The sequence below is a fragment of the Williamsia sp. z71 genome (assembly GCF_059553375.1).
Window position 1 is genome coordinate 341,133 of record NZ_JCANWX010000005.1, and the last position, 22,818, is coordinate 363,950.

Consider the following 22,818-nt stretch of genomic DNA (forward strand, 5'->3'; position numbering starts at 1 on the left):
GTCAGCGCTCGACGAATCCGGTGAGGTCTCCCCGTGGGGGTTCCCAGTCGGTGACCACCGTGTCGACCGTTCCGGGGCTCTTCCCGGCCTCGATCTGGTCCAGGAGGGCCTGGCATGCGGCGCGCTCGCCCTCGGCGGTGATCAGGACCCTGCCATCGCGTTGATTCGACGCAGACCCCACCAGTCCCAGTTCGAGCGCGCGCGAACGCGTCCACCAGCGAAAGCCCACACCTTGCACGTATCCGTGCACCCAGGCCCGCATCCGCACCACTTCAGACCCCGCGTCCGCCATGACCTACTCCGTTTCGCCTGATCGGCTTCTACTAGTCGGTGTCGATGGTCAATCCGACCTTGGTGCCCGCCTTGAGGGTGCGGCCGACCGTGCAGACCGCATCGACGGCCCGCTCCACCACCACGAGCAACCGCTGAGCCGCTTCGGGATCGAGTTCGGACAGGTCCACCTCGAGCACCTCGTCGAGCTGCGGGTAGACCTCGTTCTCACGGTCGGCGGCACCACTGACCCGGATGGTGGCGTCGTAGTCGTCGCCGAGCCGACGGGACAGCGGCTTGTCCGAACTCATCCCGGTACACGCCGCCAGCGCGATCTTCAGCAGCTCGCCCGGGGTGAAGACGCCTTCGACCCCGTCCGAGCCGATCAGGACCTCGGCACCGCGGCTGCTGTGGCCGGTGTACCGACGGGTTCCGGTGCGCTGCACCCACAGCTCCGTGGTCGACGGCGCGGCGGGGTTGACTGGTTCGGTTGCTGTCATGTCGATATTTAACACCCGCGCTCAGACCACAATTCCACCGCGGTTTCACCAACGATCGATGTGCAGGACGTTTTCGAGCGGTTCCCGCGGCGCCGGCCTGAACGTCTCGCCGGTGAAGTAGGCGGTCGGGATCAACGCGGCCTGGTGGAATCCGGCCGGGATACCCAGCAATTCGGCGATCTCGGCTTCACGTTGCAAATGCAATGTCGTCCAGGCGGTTCCGAGCCCTCGGGCCCGTGCCGCGAGCGCGTAACTCCACACTCCCGGCAACAACGAGCCCCACAAGCCCGCCTGATTGCCCGCCGGGAGGGTCTTTCCGGCTTTGATGCACGGGATCACCAGCACCGGCACCTGACCCATGTGTTCGCCGAGCCAGGCCACGCTGCCACCGATCCGCTGCTGAACAGGCGCGCGGTCGGGGTCGTCGGCGAACAGTTTGGCGGCCGACTGATTCGAGGCGAGGTACTCATCGACGAGCTCGCCATAGATCCGGCCCAGGGTGGCCCGGATCTCCGGATCGGTGATGACCAGCCACTGCCACCCCTGCCGGTTCGAACCGGACGGGGCCTGCAACGCGATCTCGAGGCATTCCTTGATCAGTTCCAGCGGTACCGGCCGGGTCAGGTCGAGGCGTTTACGTACGGTCCTGGTGGTGGTGAGCAATTCATCCGGTGTGAGGTCGAGTGTCATGACACCGATCATGCCCGTACTGCGCCGAGCGTGGTGCGAGTGTCAACCGCGGGGTCGGATCTGGCAGCGCGGACAACTGAACGAACTGCGGTTCATGAATTGCTCGCGTCGCATGGTGGCACCGCACCGTCGGCAGGGTTCCCCTTCGCGGCCATAGGCATTCAGGGATCGCTCGAAGTAGCCGGACTGCCCGTTGACGTTGACGTAGAGGGCATCGAAGGACGTACCGCCCTGCTCGAGTGCTTGCGACATCACATCGGCGACGTTGTCCAACACTGATCGCAGCGCCTTTGCGGTGAGTTTGTCGGTGAGTCGCCGGCCATGAATCTTGCTGCGCCACAGGGCTTCGTCGGCATAAATGTTACCGACGCCTGATACCACGGTCTGGTCGAGAATCGCTCTCTTGATCTCGGTGTGTTTACCCTTGAGCACTTTTACGACCGCGTCCGGATCATATTCCGGGGCAAAGGGATCGGGCGCGATGTGGGCTATCGATGCCGGAGCGCCCCCGATGAGGTCGTCGACCATCCAGCCGCCGAACGTCCGCTGGTCGACGAATCGCAGTTCTGTTCCGTTGTCGAGGGTCGCGCGGATGCGAAGGTGGGTCTCGTCGGGTGCACCGGGCTGCTGCACCAGCATCTGTCCGCTCATCCCCAGGTGGACCACCACTGCCAGGGGGTCGGCGCGGCCGGCCGGATCCGCTTCGAGCCACAGGTACTTGCCGCGACGATTGGCGGCCGTGATGGTTGCCCCGGCGAGCATTCCGATCAGATCGAGTGCGCCGCCGAGGTGTCTGCGCACCGCCCGAGGGTGCAAGACCTCGACCGAGGTGATCCGGTGGCCGACAACATGATCGGTGAGGCCGCGGCGTACCACCTCGACCTCGGGTAGTTCAGGCATCTTCTCCTGTCCCGGAAATCGCTTTCCAGGCAGTGGACGCGGCCAATTGTTCGGCCTCTTTCTTGGTCTTGCCGACTCCGGAACCCAACGGCTGCCCGCCGACGAGAACCGTTGCGGTGAACTCTTTGCAGTGATCGGGGCCAGTGGAGGTGATCTGGTACACCGGCACGCCGAGGGCCTTCTCTGCCGTGAGTTCCTGCAGGGAGGTCTTCCAGTCGAGGCCTGCTCCCAGTGCCGCCGACCGGCTCAGCGCAGAAGCGAAGAGCGAGAGCACCGTTTTGCGTGCGGTCTCCAGACCCAGTTCGAGGTGGATGGCGCCGATCAGCGCCTCCATGCCGTCCGCCAGGATGCTCGCCTTGTCGCGGCCACCGGTCATCTCCTCACCCTTGCCGAGGCGAAGGTGGGCCCCCAGGCCTCCGGGACCCAGACCACGTGCGACATCGGCCAGGGCGTGCATGTTGACCACGCTCGCGCGGATCTTCGCCAGTTCGCCCTCGGCCCGATCCGGGTGGGTGCGGTAAAGGTGCTCTGTGACCACCACACCGAGTACCGAGTCCCCGAGGAACTCGAGGCGCTCGTTGGTGGGGAGCCGGCCGTGCTCGTAGGCGTAGGAGCGATGTGTCAGGGCCAGTTCCAACATCTCGTCGGACAACGACACATTCACCGCCGCCAGCAGATCCCCATGATCAGCCGACGCGCTCACACCTGATCCGACGGTCTCTGTCACGACTTCGACTCTGGATCCTCGGCAAACTTCGATGCCAGGCCGGCCCACCGCGGGTCGATCTTGTCGTGGTGATGACCGGGCTCGGCCACCGCGAGCCGTACACCGCATTCGGGGCACAGCCCCGGGCAGTCGTCGCTGCACAACGGTGTGGCCGGCAGGTCGAGCGCAACCGCGTCGATGATCGCCTGTTCCAGGTCGAGCTTGTCATCGACGATCCGGTGCATCTCGTCGGCGTCGGTGGTCTCGTCGGTGGCGCTGTCCGGATAGGCGAACAGTTCGGTGAGGTAGACGCTCGCGGTGCCGGTGACGGGTTCCAGGCAGCGGACACACTGACCTTCGGTCTCGCCGCTCACACAACCGGTCACCAGGACACCCTCGGAGACGGCCTCGAGACGGAGGTCGAGATCCACATCACTACCTGCCGGGATCGCGATCATGTCCAGGCCGATGCGGGGCCCGTCGGTGATCGCCCGATGGACTTCCCGCATCGAACCGGCCCGTCTACCCAAACTGCGGATGTCCAGGGAGAACGGGCCATCGACGGGATGGGACTGACGTATTGAACTGCCTTCGCGCGCTGACACAAGGAACCACGATACGCCTCGAATAGCCGCATTCGACAATCCCGACACAACCCGGATCTACATCGGGTATATGCGCTGGTTCAGACGGCCATTCCGGTGCCGAAATCACCGCGACGGACGTGCTCGGCGTAGTCGTGCACACCGGCTCCGGTACGCAACTGCTGGCGCCCGCGATTCACCGACCGGATCGTCCCGGTCAGCAGTTCCTCGAACTCGGCCAGCTTGTTGTCGACGTAGACATCGCATTCGCCGCGCAGGCGGTCGGACTCGGCATGTGCCGCGTCGATGATCCGCTCGGACTCCGAACGGGCGGCCTGCACGACCTCGGTCTCGGAGACCAGTCGCTGCTGTTCGGCGATGCCTTCGGCGATGGAACGCTCGTAATTGGCGTTGCCGGATTCGATCATCCGCTCGGCCTCGGCGTGCGCCCGTCCGGTCACCGACTCGTATTCACGGCTCGCCGCGGCGGCCAGTCGCTCGGACTCGGCGGTGGCGTCGGCCAGCATCTGACCCGAATGTGACTGTGCTTCGGCGACCATGCGGTCGGCGTGTGACTTGGCCTCGGCCAGGATCCGGTCGGCTTCCGCGCGCGCATGCGCCAGGGTCGAGTCCGCTTCGGCGGTGGCCTCCCCGACCATGGTGTCGGCGTGCAGACGTGCGTCACCCAACAGCTTGTCGCGCTGGTCGAGTACGTCCTGCGCATCATCGAGATCGCCGGGAATGGCGTCTTTGACGTCGTCGAGCAGTTCCAGCACGTCGCCCCGAGGAACAACGCAACCCGCTGTCATCGGAACACTGCGCGCTTCTTCGACGATCGCACCCAATTCGTCCAGCGCTTCGAATACCCGGTACACAGCTACCTCACTCCTCGCCGCAAACCATGACGGCCGTGCCCGGTTGGCACGTGCTCATCGTGTTGCGATCGGTGGTTTTGTGTTATCTCTGTGACTAGTGTGCCCAATGTTGCGGCCGTGACGACGCAACCCGGGCCGGTGTGTCGGGCTCCAGAGTAGGCCGAGTGCCTGGCGAAACCCTGCCACGGGCCGAAAAACGATCGACCCGGACGTCGGCCCCGGGGAGCCTCAGCGGCCCGCGGACAACTTCTCGAGTAACCGTTCGTGCACCACAGCGGGCAGGAACTCGCTGACGGACCCACCGAGTTTCGCGACCTCTTTCACCAGCGAGCTCGACACGTGCGCCAGACGCGGGTCCGTGATCATGAAAACCGTCTCGACGCCGGTGAGGTCACGGTTCATCTGCGCCATCGGCAACTCGTATTCGAAGTCCGCGGCACCACGCAGGCCCTTCACGATGGTGTCGACCCCCTGCTCGCGCACATGATCGACCAACAGGCCCTGCCAACTGTCGATGCGCACGTTCGGCAGGTGCGCGGTCACCTTCTCCAGCAATTCGAGTCTCTCCTCGACACTGAACAGTCCCTTTTTGTTGGGATTGATCGTCACAGTGATGATCAGTTCGTCGAATCGGGCCGCGGCACGCTCGAAGACATAGAGATGCCCCGAGGTGACTGGGTCGAACGATCCTGGGCAGACGGCTCCGGACATGACAGAAAGTTATCAGGCCGCGGTGCGCGGCCACTCAACCGAGTTCGGCCATCTCGATCCGGGTCTCCCCGTACTTGCGGACCTGCGTGTCCCCGAACGCCTCCGGCCAGTCCGTGTCCGCACTGCGCACCGATCGTTCGAGCACCACCAGACCACCCGGTGCCACCGGACCCTTCGCCAACAACGCGAGCATCTCGGAGATCTGCTCGTCGGGCAGGTCATAGGGAGGATCGGCGAACACGAGGTCTGCCACCGGCGCACCGGCACGCAGGTAGTCGGCCACGCGGCGGCGGACGAGACGCGCACCGGCCAGACCCGACGACGTGATGTTGCCGCCGATCACCTTGGCCGCCCTGGCATCGGATTCGACAAGAATCGCCGACTGCGCCCCACGGGAGAGCGCCTCGAGCCCCAGTGCGCCGGATCCGGCAAAGAGATCGAGGACGACGAGCCCGGAGAAGTCGAGCCGATTTGTCAGGATGTTGAACACCGACTCACGTACCTGGTCGGTCGTCGGGCGGGTCCCGGCGGCCGGAACCGTCAGGCGTCGGCCGCGGGCTGCGCCGGCGATGATGCGGGTCATGGCGCCCATTGTCCCGCGACACCGCAGGTACCGACGCATCGGGGGATGCAGTGCAACACCGTTACGCAGGACATGATTTTGTGAGGCACCTCACAAACACATGATGATCAGGCGTTTGTAGCGTGCTTTACGCACCAATTTCGCAGGGCGGGTGACATCGATGTCACGCCTTGTTAACTTCGAATTCGATATGAGCCCAACTCAGATCAGCGCTACCCCAACCGCCGCGCCGGACGCGGTGGCATTTCGATCACCAAAGGTTTCTGACGGAGTCCGGCTCTGGGAAATCGCCCGTGACTCAAAAGTTCTCGATCTGAACTCGAGTTACGCCTACGTTCTGTGGTGTCAGGATTTCGCCCAGACATCAGTAGTCGCCGAAGTCGACGGTGAAGTCGTCGGTTTCGTGACCGGCTATCTCCGCCCCGAACTGCCCGACGTCGTGATGGTGTGGCAAGTCGCCGTCGACGCCGACCAGCGCGGGCTCGGATTGGCCGGAAAGATGTTGGCCCAGTTGATGGATCGACTCGAACCGCGCGGGATCACGACGCTGCACACCACCATCAGTCCCGACAACAAAGCCTCGCAGGCATTGTTCCAGGGTCTGGCCGAGCGACGTGAGATGAGCATCCGACGCGAAGATCTCTTCTCGGCCAACGACTTTCCGGACAATCACGAGCAAGAGGATCTGTATATCGTCGCACCGCGACGCTGACCCCACGCTCCATCCCATCCGCCTGGCCGGCGGCCTGCGGCGTAGCCATCGCCGCACACACCTTGGCGGAAGCCGGGATCGACCCGCCCGCCCAGCGCTCCCAACTCAGTACGAAATCGACCTGTTGCCCCTGATTCGTTCAGGCGAGAAACGGGCACCTTTCGCACCCATCGGAGGAAATATGACTACCTCAACGCAAGAAACCTTTTCGGCCAACATCTTCGAGACCCGTGAGTCCGAGGTCCGCAGCTACAGCCGCGCATGGCCGGCGATCTTCACCAGCGCCAAGGGCGTGTGGGTCACCGACCGCGACGGCAACCAGTATCTCGACTTCTTCGGCGGCGCAGGCGCATTGAACTACGGACACAACAATCCCGTGCTGAAGGCCGCACTGCTCGAGTACATCGAGAACGACGGGATCACCCACGGACTCGACATGTCCACCACCGCCAAAGGTGCGTTCCTGCAAGCGTTTCAGGACAAGATCCTGCTGCCGCGTGGACTCGACTACAAGGTCCAGTTCCCCGGCCCCACCGGTACGAACGCCGTGGAGAGCGCACTGAAGCTGGCCCGCAAGGTCACCGGACGCACCTCGATCATCAACTTCACCAACGCTTTTCACGGAATGACCCTCGGTGCCCTATCCGTGACGGGCAACTCGATGAAGCGCGCCGGCGCCGGCATCCCGCTGGTGCACGCCACCCCCATGCCGTTCGACAACTACTTCGACGGTGTGGTCGAGGACTTCAGCTGGTTCGAGCGCGTTCTCGACGACTCGGGCAGCGGACTGAACCGCCCGGCCGCGGTGATAGTCGAAACCGTGCAGGGTGAGGGTGGCGTCAATGTGGCCCGCCCCGAATGGCTGCGCGCCCTGTCCGAACTGTGCAAGCGACGCGAGATCCTGCTGATCGTCGACGACGTCCAGATGGGTTGTGGCCGTACCGGCGCCTTCTTCTCGTTCGAGGAGGCCGGAATCGTGCCCGACATCGTCACGCTGTCGAAGTCGATCGGTGGCTACGGACTACCGATGGCCCTGACGCTGTTCAAGCCGCACCTGGACGTGTGGGCGCCCGGCGAGCACAACGGTACGTTCCGCGGGAACAACCCCGCGTTCGTCACCGCCACGAAGGCGATCGAGCACTACTGGTCGGACGACACCTTCGAGAAGGAGACGATCGCCAAGGGCGAGCGGATCCGCGATGCGTTCATCTCGCTCTGCAGCACCCACAAGGGCATCAGCACCCGCGGCCGCGGCATGGTCCAGGGCCTGGTCTTCGAGGACCCCGACAAGGCCGCCAAGGTCTGCGCGCTCGCCTACGACCGGGGCCTGCTGGTCGAATCGGCCGGCCCGTCCGATGAGGTCGTGAAACTGCTGCCGCCGCTGACGATCACCAACGCCGAGCTCGATCAGGGGCTGGCGATTCTCAGCCAGGCGACCGCGGACATCCTCCATTCCTGAGTTCTAAACGAACTCTCCTGCAACAGAAAGGTTTTCATATGATCGTGCGCACCACGCAGGAGATCACCGGTACCGACCGCGACATCGAGGCCGAGAACGGCAACTGGCGCTCCAAGCGCATCGTGCTCGGAGGCGACCTCGTCGGGTTCTCGTTCCACGAGACCACCATCAAGGCCGGGACGGTCAACGAGTTCCACTACGCCAATCACGTGGAGGCCGTCTGGCTGATCGAGGGTGAGGGCACGCTGCTCGACCGCGAAACCGGTGAGAAGTACCCACTGGGCCCCGGCTCGATGTACCTGCTCAACGGCAACGAGCGTCACACCGTGACCGCTGATACCCAGATGCGCATGTTGTGCGTGTTCAATCCGCCCGTCGTCGGCAACGAGACCCACGACGAGAACGGTGTCTACCCACTGGTCACCGTCGGCGCCTGACTCGGTTCGGCCGTCGCGGAGCCCTCCGTGCTTCCGGGCCCGCGCCGGGTAGCGCTGTCCTGGTGCATTGTGCGATGCACCAGTTGCCCGGACGCTTCGGATTTCCCCTTCGGCCGAATCGGCGCAAGATGAACTCGGCACCCCGATAGGGGTGCCGAGTTTTGCGTATCCTGGACGGCGTGCAAACCCGCCCGGTGCAGTGGGAACCCGCAGAGCCCACCGACCCAGACCCCGACCTGCCCGCGCGGGTACGGCAGCTCCGCCAGGAGCTCGCCGGGAAGCGAGCGCTGGTACTGACCGGCGCCGGCATGTCGACCGATTCCGGCATCCCCGACTACCGCAGTCCGGACGCCCCGGCCCGCACACCGATGACCATCGAGATGTTCCTGAGTTCGCCACAGTTCCGCAGGCACTACTGGGCGCGCAATCACATCGGCTGGCGACATATGGATGCCGCCCTGCCCAACGCCGGCCACCGCGCGCTCGCCGCTCTGGAGCGCGATGGCCGGATCAACGGCATCATCACCCAGAACGTCGACATGCTCCACCTCAAGGCAGGCAACCGGGCCGTCATCGATCTCCATGGAAGTTACGGCCGGGTCCGCTGCCTGAGCTGCGCCGACGTGATGAGCCGCCACCGGCTCGCAGATCTGCTCGAGCCGCACAACGCCGGATTCGTCACCCGCATCCGCGGCCGGGGCGCCATCGAGGTGGCTCCCGATGCCGATGTGGTGGTCGCCGACACCACCGATTTCGTCATGGTCGACTGTCCGGCGTGCGGTGGGATACTGAAACCCGACATCGTGTACTTCGGCGAGAGCGTTCCGAAAAGCATTGTGGAGCAAGGTTTTGCGATGGTCGACGACGCCGATGCGCTACTCGTCCTCGGGTCGTCCCTGACCGTGATGAGTGGTCTGCGTTTCGTTCGACGGGCCTGGCGCAACGGCACGCCGATCCACATCGTCAACCGCGGCCATACCCGCGGCGACGAGTACGCGACGATCAAGATCGACGGGCCCTGCTCACAAGTACTCGAACTGCTCAGCAACGCCGAGGACGACCGCTACAGCGCCACCAGATCGTCGGCATGAACCACCGGCCGGCGAAAGTCCGCCGGCAGGTCTGATGTCGATTTCCCGATCATCTTGGCCACTTCCCCGGCGTCGTAGGCGACAACGCCTCGCGCTCGGGTCTGGCCCTTCTGATCGGCCAGGTCGACCACGTCACCGTTGTAGAAGCGGCCCTTCGTCGCAACGATGCCGGCCGGCAGCAACGAATGCCGAGCCCGGGCGACCGCACGGATGGCCCCGTCGTCGAGGATCAACCGTCCGGTGGCCTCGGCGGCATGCCGAACCCAGAACTTGCGAGCCGAAAGACGGTGCGGGCGTGGCGCGAACGCCGTACCCACCGACGCGTCGGTGAGCGCAGCAGAAGCATCGGCCGCGGCGGCCAACAAGACCGGGAGTCCGGCATCGGCGGCGAGGCGCGCGGCGGACAGCTTCGACGCCATTCCGCCGGTACCCAGTGCGCCACCGCTACCGGCGATCACACCGTCGAGATCTTCGGGTCCACCCACCTCGGGGATGAATGAGGCGTCCCCTTTGCGGGGATCACCATCGTAGAGACCGTCGACATCGGAGAGCAGTACCAGTGCGTCCGCCCCGGCCAGATGCGCCACCAGGGCAGCGAGCCGGTCGTTGTCACCGAACCGGATCTCGTTGGTGGCCACGGTGTCGTTCTCGTTGACGATCGCGACCGCACCCAGCGAACGCAGGCGATCAAGTGTCCGTTGTGCGTTCGCGTGATGAGCGCGCAGCGAGACGTCGTGCGCGGTCAGCAGGACCTGGCCGACGGTGCGGTCATAACGGGCGAAGGATGTGTGCCAGGCGTGTGCCAGTGCGAGCTGGCCGACGCTGGCCGCGGCCTGCTTGGTCGCGAGATCTTTGGGCCGGGCCTTCAGACCCAGTGGCGCGATACCCGCACCGATCGCCCCGGACGACACCACGATGACGTCCGAACCCGCCCGCATCCGGGCTTCGAGTGCATCGGCGAGCGCGTCGAGCCGTCCGACGTCGAGACCGGTGGTCAGGTCCGTGAGCGCCGATGAACCGATCTTCACAACAATGCTGCGGGCACCCGTGATCTGTTGCCGGGTAACACTGGTCACGATTCGTCCGGATCCTCGAGTTCCACATCGAGGCCGCGGCGCAGGCGCCGCGCGATCTTACGGTCGGCGGCTCCGATCCGATCCGGGCGATCGAGCCGGATGTCCGACCCACGACCACTCATCGGGAAGTCTTCTGCCACAGCGACTTGCGGCTCCCATTCGAACGACACGTCACCGATGGTGACGATGCATCCGGCTTCGGCACCCTGCTTGACCAGTTCTGCCTCCACACCGAGTCGGCTGAGCCGGTCGGCGAGATAGCCGACCGCCTCGTCGTTCCCGAACTGGGTCTGCTTGATCCAGCGCTCCGGGCGCGTACCGCGGACGATGAAGCCACCGGGCTCGTCCGGATCGGCGATCACCGAGAAGCCGTTGTCGTCGGTCGCGATCGGACGGATCACCGGGCGGCGGGCAACCGGCTTGGGGTGATCGATCCGGTACTGCCGCACCTGGTCGGCAAGTGCGTAGGTGAGTTCTTTGAGTCCCTTGTGGGCGACCGCCGAGATCATGAAGACCGGCCAGCCACGCTGCTCCAGTTCAGGTTTGATCATCTCGGCGAGTTCGAGGGCGTCGGGCACGTCGATCTTGTTCAGGATCACCACGCGCGGCCGGCTCGCGAGATCGCCGAGTCCGGTGTCGGACTGCAGAACCGGCTGGTACGCGGCCAGTTCGGCTTCGAGTACGTCGATGTCGGTGACCGGGTCACGACCGGGTTCGAGGGTGGCACAGTCGACCACGTGGGCCAGCACCGCGCAGCGCTCGATGTGGCGGAGGAAGTCGAGGCCGAGCCCGCGACCTTCCGAAGCGCCGGGGATCAGACCCGGGACGTCGGCGATCGTGAAGATGTCCGAACCGCTGTTGACCACACCGAGGTTGGGGCGCAGCGTGGTGAAGGGGTAATCGGCGATCTTCGGCTTGGCCGCCGAGAGCACCGAAACCAGAGACGATTTGCCTGCCGACGGGAAGCCGACGAGTCCGACGTCGGCGACGGATTTGAGTTCGAGGACCAGCTCACGGACCTCACCCTCTTCACCGAGCAGGGCGAAGCCGGGGGCCTTGCGCGCCTTGGAGGCAAGTGAGGCGTTTCCGAGACCACCACGGCCACCGGAGGCAGCGGCAAATGTGGTGCCCTCCCCCACGAGGTCGGCCAAGAGCTTGCCGTCGGGGTCGAGGACCATCGTGCCATCGGGAACCGGAAGGATCAGCGGTTCACCCTTTGCGCCATCCCGGTTGGCACCGGCACCGGGCCTGCCGTTGCCGGCCTTGGCATGTGGGTGGAAGTGGAAATCGAGCAACGTGTGGACCTGCGAATCGACCACCAGGGTCACGTCGCCGCCATTGCCACCGTTGCCGCCGTCGGGACCACCGAGCGGTTTGAACTTCTCGCGATGAACAGAGGAGCAGCCGTGGCCGCCGTTGCCCGCGGTCGCGTGAATCGTCACGCGGTCAACAAATCTAGACATTTTTCACCTTGCGAGAGTTAGGAAATTTCTAAGGGGCGGACCGGATCGAGTGACCCTGCCCGCCCCTTAGGAGCTATAGCTTTGTGGAGCTGGCTGCGCCGGATCAGGCCTGCACAGGCTCCGGGACGATATTGACGGTCTTGCGGCCACGCTTGGCACCGAACTCGACCGCACCGGCAGAGAGAGCGAACAGAGTGTCGTCGCCGCCACGTCCGACGTTGACGCCGGGGTGGAAGTGCGTGCCGCGCTGACGAACGATGATCTCGCCGGCGCTGACCTGCTGGCCACCGAAGCGCTTCACACCGAGTCGCTGGGCATTCGAATCGCGCCCGTTGCGCGAACTGGATGCACCCTTCTTATGTGCCATGACTGTTCTCCTGAGAAGTGTGTGGGCGTGTTACTTGATACCGGTGACCTTGAGAACCGTCAGCTTCTGACGGTGCCCCTGGCGCTTGTGGTAGCCGGTCTTGTTCTTGAACTTGTGGATCTTGATCTTCGGACCCTTGACATGCTCGACGACCTCGGTTGTCACCGAGATCTTCGAGAGCTTGTCAGCGTCGGTGGTCAGATCAGCGCCGTTGACGACAAGCGTCACGGGCAGCGAGACGGTATCACCGAGCTTGCTGTCAATCTTCTCGACCTTCACCAGATCGCCTTCAGCGACCTTGTACTGCTTACCGCCGGTCTTGACGATCGCGTACGTTGCCATCGGAGAGCTACCTCTAACTGTCTGTCGTGGTTCATTCGGGCTCTTGCCCGTTGCCGATCCGGCCGGGCGCTGCATAACAGACACAGCGCTATCCGTCCGCCGAATGGCGACTTGGCAAGGTTACGGGAGTATGGCCGACCAGGTCAAACCAGCTCCCCTATCGAGCGTGTTTCACTCTTCGACCGGCGGTCCTGCCGGTCGTCCGGCCGCCCTGCGTCGCGGCTTGCGACGTACGGCAACTGCCGGTTCTGTGGTTGCTCCCACCGGACCCGACGTGGTGACGGGTGCGGCCGGAGCCACCTCTACGACCACCGCAGGCTGCGATGGAGGCGGAGAAACTGCAGGCTTGCGCCTGACCGCGCGCCGCCGCTTGGGCGGCGCCGCGTGCGCGGTGGATGCCGGTGCGGCCTCCGACGATGACTCGCCGTCAGCGGCGGCCGGTGTGTCGATCTTCGTCTCCGGGACCGGTTTCTCGGTCGCCGTGACATCCGTCACCGGGGACTCGTCGACCTTCGGTGCGGCGACAACGATCGACTTCGGTGCCCGCTTGCGTTCACGTACCACCGGTGCGGTCTCAGCGACCGCTGTCGGAGCGTTCGTTTCGGTCTGCGGCTGCGGGGCCTGGTCGCCCGTGCCCGAATCGATGTCCGTGCCCGGGGTTTGGGTATCGCCGGCCTCGGTATCGGTGTCCGGGGTGTGGCTCGCCATCGCCCGGAACATCGGATGTTCGGCCGGGCTGTGGGCAGCCGGCTTCGACTCGACGACCTGCGCGACGGCCGGCTGATCCGGCTTGCCGCTCCGACGATTTCGGCGCGGACGCTTCGAATCGATTCCGCCACGGCTGGAATCGTCGCCGCCGGTGGAGATCTCGACGGGGTTCGCGTGCACGATGATTCCGCGGCCGTTGCAGCAGGTGCAGGTGGTCGAGAAGGCCTCGAGCAGTCCGGTGCCCAAACGCTTACGCGTCATCTGCACCAGACCGAGTGACGTCACCTCGGACACCTGGTGCCGCGTGCGATCGCGTCCCAGTGCCTCGGTCAGCCTGCGCAACACCAGATCCCGGTTCGACTCGAGAACCATGTCGATGAAATCGACGACGATCATGCCGCCGATGTCCCGCAACCGCATCTGCCGCACGATCTCTTCGGCGGCTTCCAGGTTGTTACGGGTGACCGTCTCTTCGAGGTTGCCGCCGGAACCGGTGAACTTGCCGGTGTTGACGTCGACGACCGTCATGGCCTCGGTGTGCTCGATGATCAACGTACCGCCGGAGGGCAGCCAGACCTTGCGGTCCAACGCCTTTGCCAGCTGCTCGTCGATTCGGTACACGTCGAAGACGTCAGGTGAGTCCGCGTGTGGCTTCTCGAAGCGCTCGACGCGATCGAGGAGATCCGGGGCGACGCCACGGACGTAGCCCTCGACCTCGTTCCATGCACCGTTGCCCTCGACGATCAACTTCTTGAAGTCTTCGTTGAACAGGTCGCGGACGACCTTGACCAGCAGGTCGGGCTCCTCGTACAGGGCCTGGGGTGCAGCCGTCTTCGACTTGTTCGCCGACGGTGTCGCGGCGTTGATGGTTTCCCACTGCTGCTGCAGACGCTCGATGTCACGGGTCAGTTCGTCGGCGGAGACGCCCTCGGACGCGGTGCGGATGATCACGCCGGCGTCGTCGGGGACGATCTTCCCGAGGATCTGCTTGAGTCGCTTGCGCTCGGTGTCGGGCAGCTTGCGGCTGATCCCGGTCGATCCGCCACCCGGCACGTACACCAGGTAACGACCGGCCAGGGAGATCTGCGTGGTCAGGCGGGCACCCTTGTGGCCCACGGGATCTTTGCTGACCTGCACCAGGACCGGATCTCCCGGGCGCAGCGCCTGTTCGATCTTTCGCGACCCGCCATCGAGACCGGCGGCATCCCAGTTGACCTCGCCGGCATACAGGACGCCGTTGCGGCCCCGGCCGATGTCGACGAAGGCGGCTTCCATGCCGGGCAGGACGTTCTGAACCCGGCCGAGGTAGATGTTGCCGACCATCGACGACGAGTTCGAGGTGGTCACGAAGTGCTCGACCAGAACGCCGTCTTCCAGCACGGCGACCTGGGTGTAGTCGCGGGTCGCCTGCGAGGCGTCCGACGACGCATGGTCGCCGTGTGCCTCGTGGGTCACGGTTGCGGCCACGCCGGACCGTTCCCGCACGACCATCACACGATCGACCGATTCGCGGCGGGCCAGGAACTCGGACTCGCTCAGGATCGGCGGACGGCGACGACCGGCGTCGCGGCCGTCACGACGACGCTGACGCTTCGCCTCCAGGCGCGTCGAACCCGAGATCCCCTGCACCTCGTCGCGGCTCCGCGACTTGTTGCGGGGTTCGCGCTCGTGCACAACCGTATTCGGCGGATCGTCGGTGGTCGTGGCGTCGTCACTCTCGCCACCCTTGCGACGGCGACGGCGACGACGACGACGGTTGGCAGAACCCGCATCGCCGGACTCATCCGAGTCGTCGGAGTCCGAGTCCGTCGGCTCGCCGGTCCCGCGGTCGTCCGAGCTCTCGGAATCGTCCGCGGATGATTCGGTCGAGGAATCGGTCTTCTCGTCGCCGTCGGTATCGGACGACTCGGAACCGGACGCGGTCACGACCTGCTCCGTGTCGGCATCGACCCGCGGCTTCTTGGAGCGACTGCGCTTGCGGCGGTTGCCGCTGCGGGCCTCGGGCTTGTCCGAGTCGGTCTTGTCTTCGTCGGAGTCCGCGGTCTCGGAGACCTCGGTGTCCACTGCCGGGGTATCGGCCTCGACCGCAGCGTCCGACTCGGTATCGGTATGCGCGTCGGCGGTGTCCTCGTCGGTTCCCTCGGCAGCGATCTCACCGCGCCCGCGGCCACGACCACGACGGCCCCGACGGCGCCGGCGGGAACCTGCATCACCGTCGTCTTCGTCGGTGTCAGAATCCGAGTCCGACTCGTCCCGGTCGTCCACGGCGGCAGCCGGGACCGGTTCTGCGGACAGGAACAACGGGGACCCGGCATGTCCGGGCGCTGCGGCGGGTCGTTCCGGTGCCGGCGCGGTGTCCTCGTCGACAGCGGAGAAGAGATTCAGCGGCTCGGCCGCCTTCTTGCGGGATGCCCGGGGTGCACGGGCACGCGTCGGCTCGGCCTCGAGGGCGGGCTCTGCCGCGGGGGCATCGGCCTCGGCGGCCGGCGGCTCGCTCTGCGCAACGGGGACCTCTGCCTCGGCGGCAGGTACGTCTGGTGCCGGTTCGGCACCTTCACCAGCAGCGATCTTGTCGCGAACAGCGATGGCTGTACTTCGCACGATGCTCGACTGGGGGCTGCGAGCGGCGATCCCCATGTCTGCCAGGTGCACCAGCACTTCACGGCTGCTCAGCCCCAGAAGTCTTGCCAGTGCATGCACTCGCATCTTGTGCGGAAACTCTTGTGCCGAACTGCTGTTGTTCAGTTCGTCCGGCGACTGCGTGTCGGCCACGTATTCTCCTCAAGCCCCCGGGCGCGGATAAACGCGGCCACGCGAGGGCTGTGCTATTTACCCGGCCTCGGCCGGGATTGTTAGGTCTCGCTTCGCCCGGTGGATGTGAGACGTTCCCCGCACCCGCCGGCGATGCCTGGCGTGATGATTGACTTTCTCGAGCGCCACGATGTCCACGCCACACCGCATGAGAATCCATGCGACCTGGGGACCGAGCACCCGATCTGATCATCTGGTCGTCGGCGCCCGACGGGCTCGACAACCTCAGCCAGTATCCCACACAACCAGGAGGCCGCGGCCAAGTCCTCCGAGTTCGACGCAAACTCGGAGGACTGCCGGGCGATCAGCCGAGGTCAGGGAACCAGAGCGCGATTTCGCGCTCTGCGGAATCCGGCGAGTCCGAACCATGGACGAGGTTGAACTGGGTGCTCAACGCGAAGTCGCCACGGATGGTTCCGGGAACGGCTTTTTCCACGGGGTCGGTGCCGCCGGCGATCTGCCGGAAAGCGGCAATTGCCCGGGGGCCCTCGAGTACCGCGGCCACCAGCGGCCCCGAGGTGATGAATTCGAGCAACGGGGGATAGAAGGGCTTGCCCTCGTGCTCGGCGTAGTGGCCCGCGGCGATGTCGTCGCTGACGGTCTTGAGCTCCATCGCCACCAGCGACAGGCCTTTTCGCTCGATTCGGCCGATGATGTCCCCGACGAGTTGGCGGTTCACACCGTCGGGCTTGATCAGTACCAGAGTGCGTTCAGTCACCGGGCAAGCCTAACCCGAGACCCCGCGCCGCCTCACGGCTGGCAGTACTCCCCGGCGACCGAGAAGAATCCGTAGCTGAAGACGCCGCCGCCGGTGGGAGCCGGATCGATGACCACCTGTACACAACCGCCCGGTGAGGTCAGCGCCTCGTTCACAGCGATGTCGAACCGGGCCGCCATCGCCAGGTTTGCGAGCTTGTACTCCCCGGGCACCGGTATCGATGCGACGAACTCCGGCAGGTTCATGTCGGCGGCACGCTCGGTGAGCGCATGCGTGGCGATGTATCCCCATTGGCCGTCACCGACCGGAAGCGGTGAACCCACCTCTGCCGAGGCCGCGCCGGTTCCCACGACCAACCCGGCGGCAACGCAGGCAACACCGCCGAGTGCGGCACAGGCGGCAGGAAAAAACTTCGGGGTACGCGACATAGAGAGCACAGACCTTTCGATCACAGAATGGGGGTCAAAGATGACGTGTAGGCGATCTTGTCAGCGCCGACCACTCGGCAACACCCCAAATGCCCGTTTTCCAGGTTACGTTCGAGCAACAACACCCCCGGGCCACGACGATCAGTCGTCGATCGGTTCCTGGCCGTTCAGTTGGCCACTTTCCATCCGCAATCGCACATCGCGTTTGATATATGCGATGTACACCCAGACGATCCCGAATACGACACCCACGACACCGATGGACCAGTGGATGGCCCACCCGGCAATCGTGATGACTTGCAGCGCAAGGTTGTACGGCAGGGCCCAGCTGCGGCCCTGCAGTCCCGAACCGAGAATCATCGCCAGAGTCAGCAGTCCCAGGTAGAGACCCGACCACACAGTCAGTCCCCCGCCGACCCGCCACACGATGGGAAAGGCCAGTGCGATGACGATCGCCTCGAGGATCAGCGTCCCGGCCATCACACCACGAAGTCCCCGCCAGGGGTCGACGCTGGGCGGGGTGAACCGCTGCGGAGTCGGTCCGCGGGAATCGGTGGGGTCGTTCTCACTCATGCCGGATCCTTACCAAAGAGTGTGCGCGCGGCACCTGCGGTCACCACCGAGCCGGTGATCACCACACCAGTCCCGGACATCATGCCGCTGTCATCGAGGTTCTCCTCGGCGAGTTCGATGGCCGCCTCTACCGCATCCGGCAGGAAGCCGTGCACCTGGACCCGCTCTTCCCCGAAGATCGAGACCGCCACCTCGGCAAGGAGTTCCGGATCCATCGCACGTGGAGAACCGTTGTGGGTCAACACGATGACGTCGAAAATCGGCTCGAAGGCGCGCAGCAGCCCCGCCACATCCTTGTCCGCCATCGCGCTGACGACACCGATCAGACGCCGGAAATCGAACTCTTCCTCCAGTGCCGTCGCCAGTGCTGCCGCACCATGTGGATTGTGCGCGGCATCGAGGAAGACCGTCGGCGCCGAACGCACGCGTTCGAGACGGCCCGGATTGGTGACGGCGGCAAACCCGGCGCGGATGGCCTCGATGTCCAGTTGCCGATCTGCGCCGGCGCCGAAGAACGCCTCCACCGCGGCCAGCGCAAGCGCTGCATTCGACGCCTGATGGGCGCCGTGGAGCGGCAGGAACACCTCGGGGTATTCGCCACCGAGACCCTGCAACGTCAGCAACTGCCCACCGACGGCCGTGCGCCGTTCGAGCACCGCGAACTCGGAACCTTCACGTGCGACAAACGAATCGGCTTCGACAGCCGCCCGGAGTAACACGTCGGCGACCTCGGGTTTTTGCACCGCCAGGATGGTCACCGGATCGGTCGGCACCAGTGAATCGGGCGCCTTCTTGATGATCCCGGCCTTCTCCTCCGCGATCGCGGTCAGGGTGTCCCCGAGAAAGTCTTTGTGGTCCATCGCGATCGGCGTGATGACCGACACCGTGGCATCGATGACGTTGGTCGCGTCCCAGCGACCGCCCATCCCGGTTTCCACCACGGCGACCTCGACCGGGGCCTCGGCGAATGCGGTGTACGCCATCGCGGTGAGGACCTCGAACTTGCTCATCCGGGGTCCGTCCGCCGCGAGCGACCGGTCGTCGATCATGTCGATGTACGGCTCGAGTTCGCGGTAGGTGTCCACGTACGTCCGCGGTGAGATGGGCACCCCGTCTATCGAGATCCGCTCGGTGGCCGATTGCAGGTGAGGACTGGTGATCCGGCCGGTGCGGCGATGCAGTGCGGTCAGCAGCGCATCGATGATCCGGGACACCGAGGTCTTGCCGTTGGTGCCGGCGATGTGGATCGACGGGTAGCCCTTCTGGGGCGAACCCAGCAGATCCATCAGCGCCGAGATCCGGGCCAGGGACGGTTCGATCCGGGTCTCCGGCCAGCGGGTGTCGAGCAGCGCCTCGACCTCTGCCAGCTCGGCGAGGTCGTCGGCGGTCGGGGCCGGATGGTCGGGATTTGTCGGTTCGGTCATGATCCGGAACCCAGCGCCTCGATCTTGGCGGTGATCCTGGCCACCTCGTCACCGGCGATCTGCTGCCGGGTCCGGATCTTCTCCTTGACCGGTTCGGGCGCCTTCGACAGGAACTGCTCGTTCGCGAGTTTGGCGGTGGTCGTCTCGAGCTCCTTCTGCGCCAGCGCCAGATCCTTTGTCAATCGGCGCTTCTCGGCCTCGACGTCGATGGTGCCCGAGGTGTCGATCTGGACGGTCACGGTGCTCTGGGCCAGCCGCACCTCGATCGTCGCGGTCGCCGAGAAACCGTCTTCGGCCCGGTTCAGCTTGGCCAGGGAGTCGATGTAGTCGCGCTGGCCGGCGAGATCGGCCTCGTCGAGGCCGATCAGTTCGGCAGCCACCTTCTGCGACGGCTTGAGGCCCTGATCGCTGCGGAAGCGACGGATGTCGGTGATCAGTTTCTGGGTGTCGGTGACGCGCCTGGCGGCAACGGTGTCCGTCTCGACGCCCGTGGCGGTCGGCCACTGCGCGATGACCACCGATTCGCCGCCGGTGAGTGTCTTCCACAGCACCTCGGTCACGAAAGGCATCACCGGATGCAGCATCCGCAGCAGTTCGTCGAGGACGGTGCCGAGCACGATTTTCGTTGCGGCCGAACGGGCTTCGTCGTCGCGCGCGAATTGAACCTTGGCCAGTTCGAGGTACCAGTCACAGAACTCGTCCCACGCGAAGTGGAACAACGACTCGCAGGCCTTGGAGAACTCGTATGCCTCGAATCCGGCGTCGACGTCGCGGCGGACCTGTTCGAGCCGGTCCAGGATCCACCGGTCGGTGTCGGTGAGGTCCTCACGCGCCGGGAGTTCTCCGACCGCGGCGCCGTTCATCAACGCGAACTTGGTGGCGTTGAAGAGTTTCGTGGCGAAGTTCCGGGACGACTGCGCGAGCGACTCGCCCACCGAGAGGTCTCCTCCCGGGTTGGCGCCGCGCGCCAGGGTGAATCGCAGCGCGTCGGCTCCGTACTGGTTGACCCAGTCGAGCGGGTCGATGCCGTTGCCCTTCGACTTCGACATCTTGCTGCCGTGTTCGTCGCGCACCAGACCGTGCAGGAAGACGTTCCGGAACGGGACCGGCGCATCGTGGCCGATCTCCTTGCCCAGTTCGCCGGCCACATACGTGCCGAACATCATCATCCGGGCGACCCAGAAGAAGATGATGTCGTATCCGGTCACCAAAACCGATGTGGGATAGAACTTCTTGAGTTCGTCGCCGACCTCGGGCCAGCCCATCGTCGAGAACGGCCACAGACCCGACGAGAACCAGGTGTCGAGGACGTCGTTGTCCTGCACGTATCCGGCCGGCGGCTGTTCATCGGGCCCGACACAGACCATGTCGCCGTCAGGTCCGTACCAGACCGGAATCCGGTGACCCCACCACAATTGACGTGAGATGCACCAGTCGTGCATGTCGTCGACCCAGGCGAACCAGCGTGGTTCGAGCGATTTCGGATGGATCACCGTCTCGCCGCTGCGGACCGCGTCGCCGGCGGCCTTGGCCAGGGTCTCCACGCGGACCCACCACTGCATGCTCAGGCGCGGCTCGATCGGCTCACCACTGCGCTCGGAGTGACCGACGCTGTGCACGTACGGACGCACCTCTTTGACGATGCGACCCTGCGCTGCGAGCACTTCGCGGATCTTGGCGCGCGCCTCGTAACGATCCAGACCGTCGAACTCGGTGCCGGTCCCGGCCACGCGCGCCGATTCGTCCATCATCGTCGGCATCGGAAGGTGGTGGCGAGAACCGATCGCGAAGTCGTTGGGATCGTGGGCCGGGGTGATCTTCACCGCGCCGGTACCGAACTCGGGGTCGACGTAATCGTCGGCGATCACCGGGATCTTGCGGTCGACGAACGGGTGCTCGATTTCGGTGCCGACCAGGTGCCGGTACCGATCGTCGTCGGGGTGCACGGCGATCGCGGTGTCACCGAGCATCGTCTCCAGCCGGGTCGTGGCCACCACGATGTGCGGTTCGTTGTCGTCGAGGGAGCCGTAACGGAAGCTGACCAGTTCACCTTCGACGTCGGCGTATTTGACCTCGATGTCGCTGATGGCCGTCTTCATCACCGGCGACCAGTTCACCAGCCGTTCGGCGCGGTAGATCAGACCGTCATCGAACATCCGCTTGAAGACGGTCTGAACGGCCTTCGACAGACCCTCGTCCATCGTGAAGCGTTCGCGCGACCAGTCGACGCCGTCGCCGAGACTGCGCATCTGCGTGCCGATGGTGCCGCCGGACTCGGCCTTCCACGTCCAGACCCGGTTGATGAACTCTTCACGCCCGAGGTCGTCCTTGTTCTCGCCCTTGGCGGCGAGCTGACGCTCGACCAGGCTCTGGGTGGCGATACCGGCATGGTCCATGCCCGGTAGCCACAGGACCTCGTAGCCCTGCATACGACGTCGCCGGCACAGGGCGTCCATCAGCACGTGATCGAGCGCGTGTCCCATGTGCAGCGACCCCGTGACGTTCGGCGGGGGCAATACGATCGAGAATGGCGGCTTGTCGCTGGACGGGTCGGCGGTGAAGTACCCGGCGTCGACCCACCCCTGGTAGAGCTCGCCCTCGTACGCACCTGGATCCCAGGCCTTGGGCAGGGCGGTGGGACTGCTGGCGGAATGCGCGGTCGATTCGGTCACCGGCCAATTCTAGGCAGTCGTCCGGCAAGCGAGAAAAGCGCACGTCGGGTATAGCGGTCCGGCCGCCGATCAACAGGTCAGTGAACGCGGAGGCGATGCAGGTCTTCGGGCGCGTTCACGTTGGTCAGCCAGGCCGGATCGCTCAGGGTCACCCGGTGGGTGCGCAGGGCGTCGACGGCGGCGAGCATTCGTCGTTCCCCGGTCTGGACCAGGTCGGCGAGTGTTCCGGCGACCCGGGTGCGGTACACCCCGGCCAACGGGTGGGCCCGCTGCGAATCAACCGCGATCACCGCGTCGTCGGCGTCCGACAGCCCCCGCAACAACTCGTCGATCATGGCCACAGAGATCAACGGCATGTCGGTGGCACACACGAACACCACGTCGCGTCCGGCTTCTGCTGCCGCCGCCAGCCCACGCGCGAGGCCCGCCAGCGGTCCGGCCCCCGGCTTCTCGTCGGTCACCCAGCGGATCTGCTCGGTGCCGGGGTGTTCTTCGGCCAGTCCGAGATAGGCCGGCGACTTGGCCGAGGCGACAACCAGGACCGGATCGCACCGCTCGGCCACCACCCGGGTGACCCGACCCAGCATCGATTCGCCATTCCACGCCAGGGCGGCCTTGTCGCTGCCCATCCGCTTCGACGCGCCACCGGCCAAGACCACTGCGCCCACTGGTGAAGTCTCCATGGGGACAGTTAACGCGAGCGGGGCCTTGCTGTGGG

Annotated in this window: 24 protein-coding genes; 4 read left to right on the forward strand and 20 right to left on the reverse strand. The window is 65.3% G+C overall.

The annotated features are described in order from the left end of the window. Position 1: 1 nt before the first annotated feature. The 9 genes from AC51GR_RS14635 to rsmD form a co-directional block, all read right to left on the reverse strand. Entirely contained in the window at positions 2-292 is a 291-nt protein-coding gene (locus tag AC51GR_RS14635; RefSeq protein WP_496325361.1) for an acylphosphatase, read from the reverse strand. Between the two features lie 31 nt (positions 293-323). Then, positions 324-770: an OsmC family protein gene (locus AC51GR_RS14640; RefSeq protein WP_496325362.1), complete on the reverse strand. Its 447-nt coding sequence runs from the start codon at positions 768-770 to the stop codon at positions 324-326. A 45-nt stretch (positions 771-815) separates the two neighbouring features. Next, positions 816-1,460 carry a nitroreductase family protein gene (locus AC51GR_RS14645; protein ID WP_496325363.1) on the reverse strand — a complete coding sequence of 215 codons (645 nt, stop codon included), beginning with the start codon at positions 1,458-1,460 and terminating at the stop codon, positions 816-818. 42 nt (positions 1,461-1,502) lie between these two features. Next, a complete protein-coding gene (gene mutM / locus AC51GR_RS14650) occupies positions 1,503-2,360 on the reverse strand; it encodes a bifunctional DNA-formamidopyrimidine glycosylase/DNA-(apurinic or apyrimidinic site) lyase (RefSeq protein ID WP_496325364.1) in 858 nt (285 codons plus the stop codon). Then, on the reverse strand, positions 2,353-3,087 hold the full coding sequence (gene rnc / locus AC51GR_RS14655; protein WP_496325365.1) for a ribonuclease III: 735 nt from the start codon (positions 3,085-3,087) through the stop codon (positions 2,353-2,355). Before rnc ends, mutM begins: the two co-directional genes overlap by 8 nt. Then, positions 3,084-3,575 (reverse strand): YceD family protein, encoded by a 492-nt coding sequence (locus tag AC51GR_RS14660; protein ID WP_496325470.1) that lies wholly within the window; start codon positions 3,573-3,575, stop codon positions 3,084-3,086. The genes rnc and AC51GR_RS14660 overlap by 4 nt, the downstream gene beginning before the upstream one ends. 176 nt (positions 3,576-3,751) lie before the next feature. After that, a complete protein-coding gene (locus tag AC51GR_RS14665) occupies positions 3,752-4,525 on the reverse strand; it encodes a DivIVA domain-containing protein (protein ID WP_496325366.1) in 774 nt (257 codons plus the stop codon). A 228-nt stretch (positions 4,526-4,753) separates the two neighbouring features. Continuing rightward, positions 4,754-5,236, reverse strand: a complete 483-nt coding sequence (gene coaD / locus AC51GR_RS14670) for a pantetheine-phosphate adenylyltransferase (RefSeq protein WP_496325367.1) — start codon at positions 5,234-5,236, stop codon at positions 4,754-4,756. Between the two features lie 34 nt (positions 5,237-5,270). After that, on the reverse strand, positions 5,271-5,819 hold the full coding sequence (rsmD, locus tag AC51GR_RS14675; protein WP_496325368.1) for a 16S rRNA (guanine(966)-N(2))-methyltransferase RsmD: 549 nt from the start codon (positions 5,817-5,819) through the stop codon (positions 5,271-5,273). A 190-nt stretch (positions 5,820-6,009) separates the two neighbouring features. On the opposite strand from rsmD, the gene ectA reads away from it, so the two are divergent. The 4 genes from ectA (at position 6,010) to AC51GR_RS14695 (ending at position 9,518) form a co-directional block, all read left to right on the forward strand. Beyond that, entirely contained in the window at positions 6,010-6,531 is a 522-nt protein-coding gene (gene ectA / locus AC51GR_RS14680) for a diaminobutyrate acetyltransferase (RefSeq protein ID WP_496325369.1), read from the forward strand. Between the two features lie 181 nt (positions 6,532-6,712). Continuing rightward, a complete protein-coding gene (gene ectB / locus AC51GR_RS14685) occupies positions 6,713-7,990 on the forward strand; it encodes a diaminobutyrate--2-oxoglutarate transaminase (RefSeq protein WP_496325370.1) in 1,278 nt (425 codons plus the stop codon). A gap of 38 nt (positions 7,991-8,028) precedes the next feature. Beyond that, on the forward strand, positions 8,029-8,427 hold the full coding sequence (locus AC51GR_RS14690) for an ectoine synthase (RefSeq protein WP_496325371.1): 399 nt from the start codon (positions 8,029-8,031) through the stop codon (positions 8,425-8,427). A gap of 179 nt (positions 8,428-8,606) precedes the next feature. Next, positions 8,607-9,518, forward strand: coding sequence for a Sir2 family NAD-dependent protein deacetylase (locus AC51GR_RS14695; RefSeq protein WP_496325372.1), 912 nt, complete (start codon positions 8,607-8,609; stop codon positions 9,516-9,518). Here AC51GR_RS14695 and proB read toward each other — a convergent pair. The 11 genes from proB to mobA all read right to left on the reverse strand — a co-directional run bounded on the left by proB (position 9,491) and on the right by mobA (position 22,783). Next, positions 9,491-10,597, reverse strand: coding sequence for a glutamate 5-kinase (gene proB / locus AC51GR_RS14700; protein ID WP_496325471.1), 1,107 nt, complete (start codon positions 10,595-10,597; stop codon positions 9,491-9,493). The two genes, AC51GR_RS14695 and proB, sit on opposite strands and share 28 nt — an antisense overlap. After that, positions 10,591-12,057: a GTPase ObgE gene (gene obgE / locus AC51GR_RS14705; protein WP_496325373.1), complete on the reverse strand. Its 1,467-nt coding sequence runs from the start codon at positions 12,055-12,057 to the stop codon at positions 10,591-10,593. The genes proB and obgE overlap by 7 nt, the downstream gene beginning before the upstream one ends. Before the next feature lie 103 nt (positions 12,058-12,160). Beyond that, positions 12,161-12,424 (reverse strand): 50S ribosomal protein L27, encoded by a 264-nt coding sequence (gene rpmA, locus AC51GR_RS14710; RefSeq protein ID WP_496325374.1) that lies wholly within the window; start codon positions 12,422-12,424, stop codon positions 12,161-12,163. Positions 12,425-12,454: 30 nt separating this feature from the next. Next, positions 12,455-12,766, reverse strand: coding sequence for a 50S ribosomal protein L21 (gene rplU, locus AC51GR_RS14715; protein WP_496325375.1), 312 nt, complete (start codon positions 12,764-12,766; stop codon positions 12,455-12,457). A gap of 171 nt (positions 12,767-12,937) precedes the next feature. Beyond that, complete coding sequence (locus AC51GR_RS14720; RefSeq protein ID WP_496325376.1) at positions 12,938-16,246, reverse strand: translation initiation factor IF-2 N-terminal domain-containing protein; 3,309 nt, start codon at positions 16,244-16,246, stop codon at positions 12,938-12,940. A 343-nt stretch (positions 16,247-16,589) separates the two neighbouring features. Continuing rightward, positions 16,590-17,003, reverse strand: coding sequence for a nucleoside-diphosphate kinase (gene ndk, locus AC51GR_RS14725; RefSeq protein WP_496325377.1), 414 nt, complete (start codon positions 17,001-17,003; stop codon positions 16,590-16,592). A 32-nt stretch (positions 17,004-17,035) separates the two neighbouring features. Beyond that, positions 17,036-17,431 (reverse strand): hypothetical protein, encoded by a 396-nt coding sequence (locus AC51GR_RS14730; protein ID WP_496325378.1) that lies wholly within the window; start codon positions 17,429-17,431, stop codon positions 17,036-17,038. Positions 17,432-17,572: 141 nt separating this feature from the next. Continuing rightward, positions 17,573-18,004, reverse strand: coding sequence for a DUF4233 domain-containing protein (locus tag AC51GR_RS14735; RefSeq protein WP_496325379.1), 432 nt, complete (start codon positions 18,002-18,004; stop codon positions 17,573-17,575). Continuing rightward, positions 18,001-19,428, reverse strand: coding sequence for a bifunctional tetrahydrofolate synthase/dihydrofolate synthase (folC, locus tag AC51GR_RS14740; protein ID WP_496325380.1), 1,428 nt, complete (start codon positions 19,426-19,428; stop codon positions 18,001-18,003). The genes AC51GR_RS14735 and folC overlap by 4 nt, the downstream gene beginning before the upstream one ends. Beyond that, positions 19,425-22,100, reverse strand: a complete 2,676-nt coding sequence (locus AC51GR_RS14745) for a valine--tRNA ligase (RefSeq protein ID WP_496325381.1) — start codon at positions 22,098-22,100, stop codon at positions 19,425-19,427. Before AC51GR_RS14745 ends, folC begins: the two co-directional genes overlap by 4 nt. A gap of 77 nt (positions 22,101-22,177) precedes the next feature. Continuing rightward, positions 22,178-22,783 carry a molybdenum cofactor guanylyltransferase gene (mobA, locus tag AC51GR_RS14750; protein WP_496325382.1) on the reverse strand — a complete coding sequence of 202 codons (606 nt, stop codon included), beginning with the start codon at positions 22,781-22,783 and terminating at the stop codon, positions 22,178-22,180. Between the last annotated feature and the right edge of the window lie 35 nt (positions 22,784-22,818).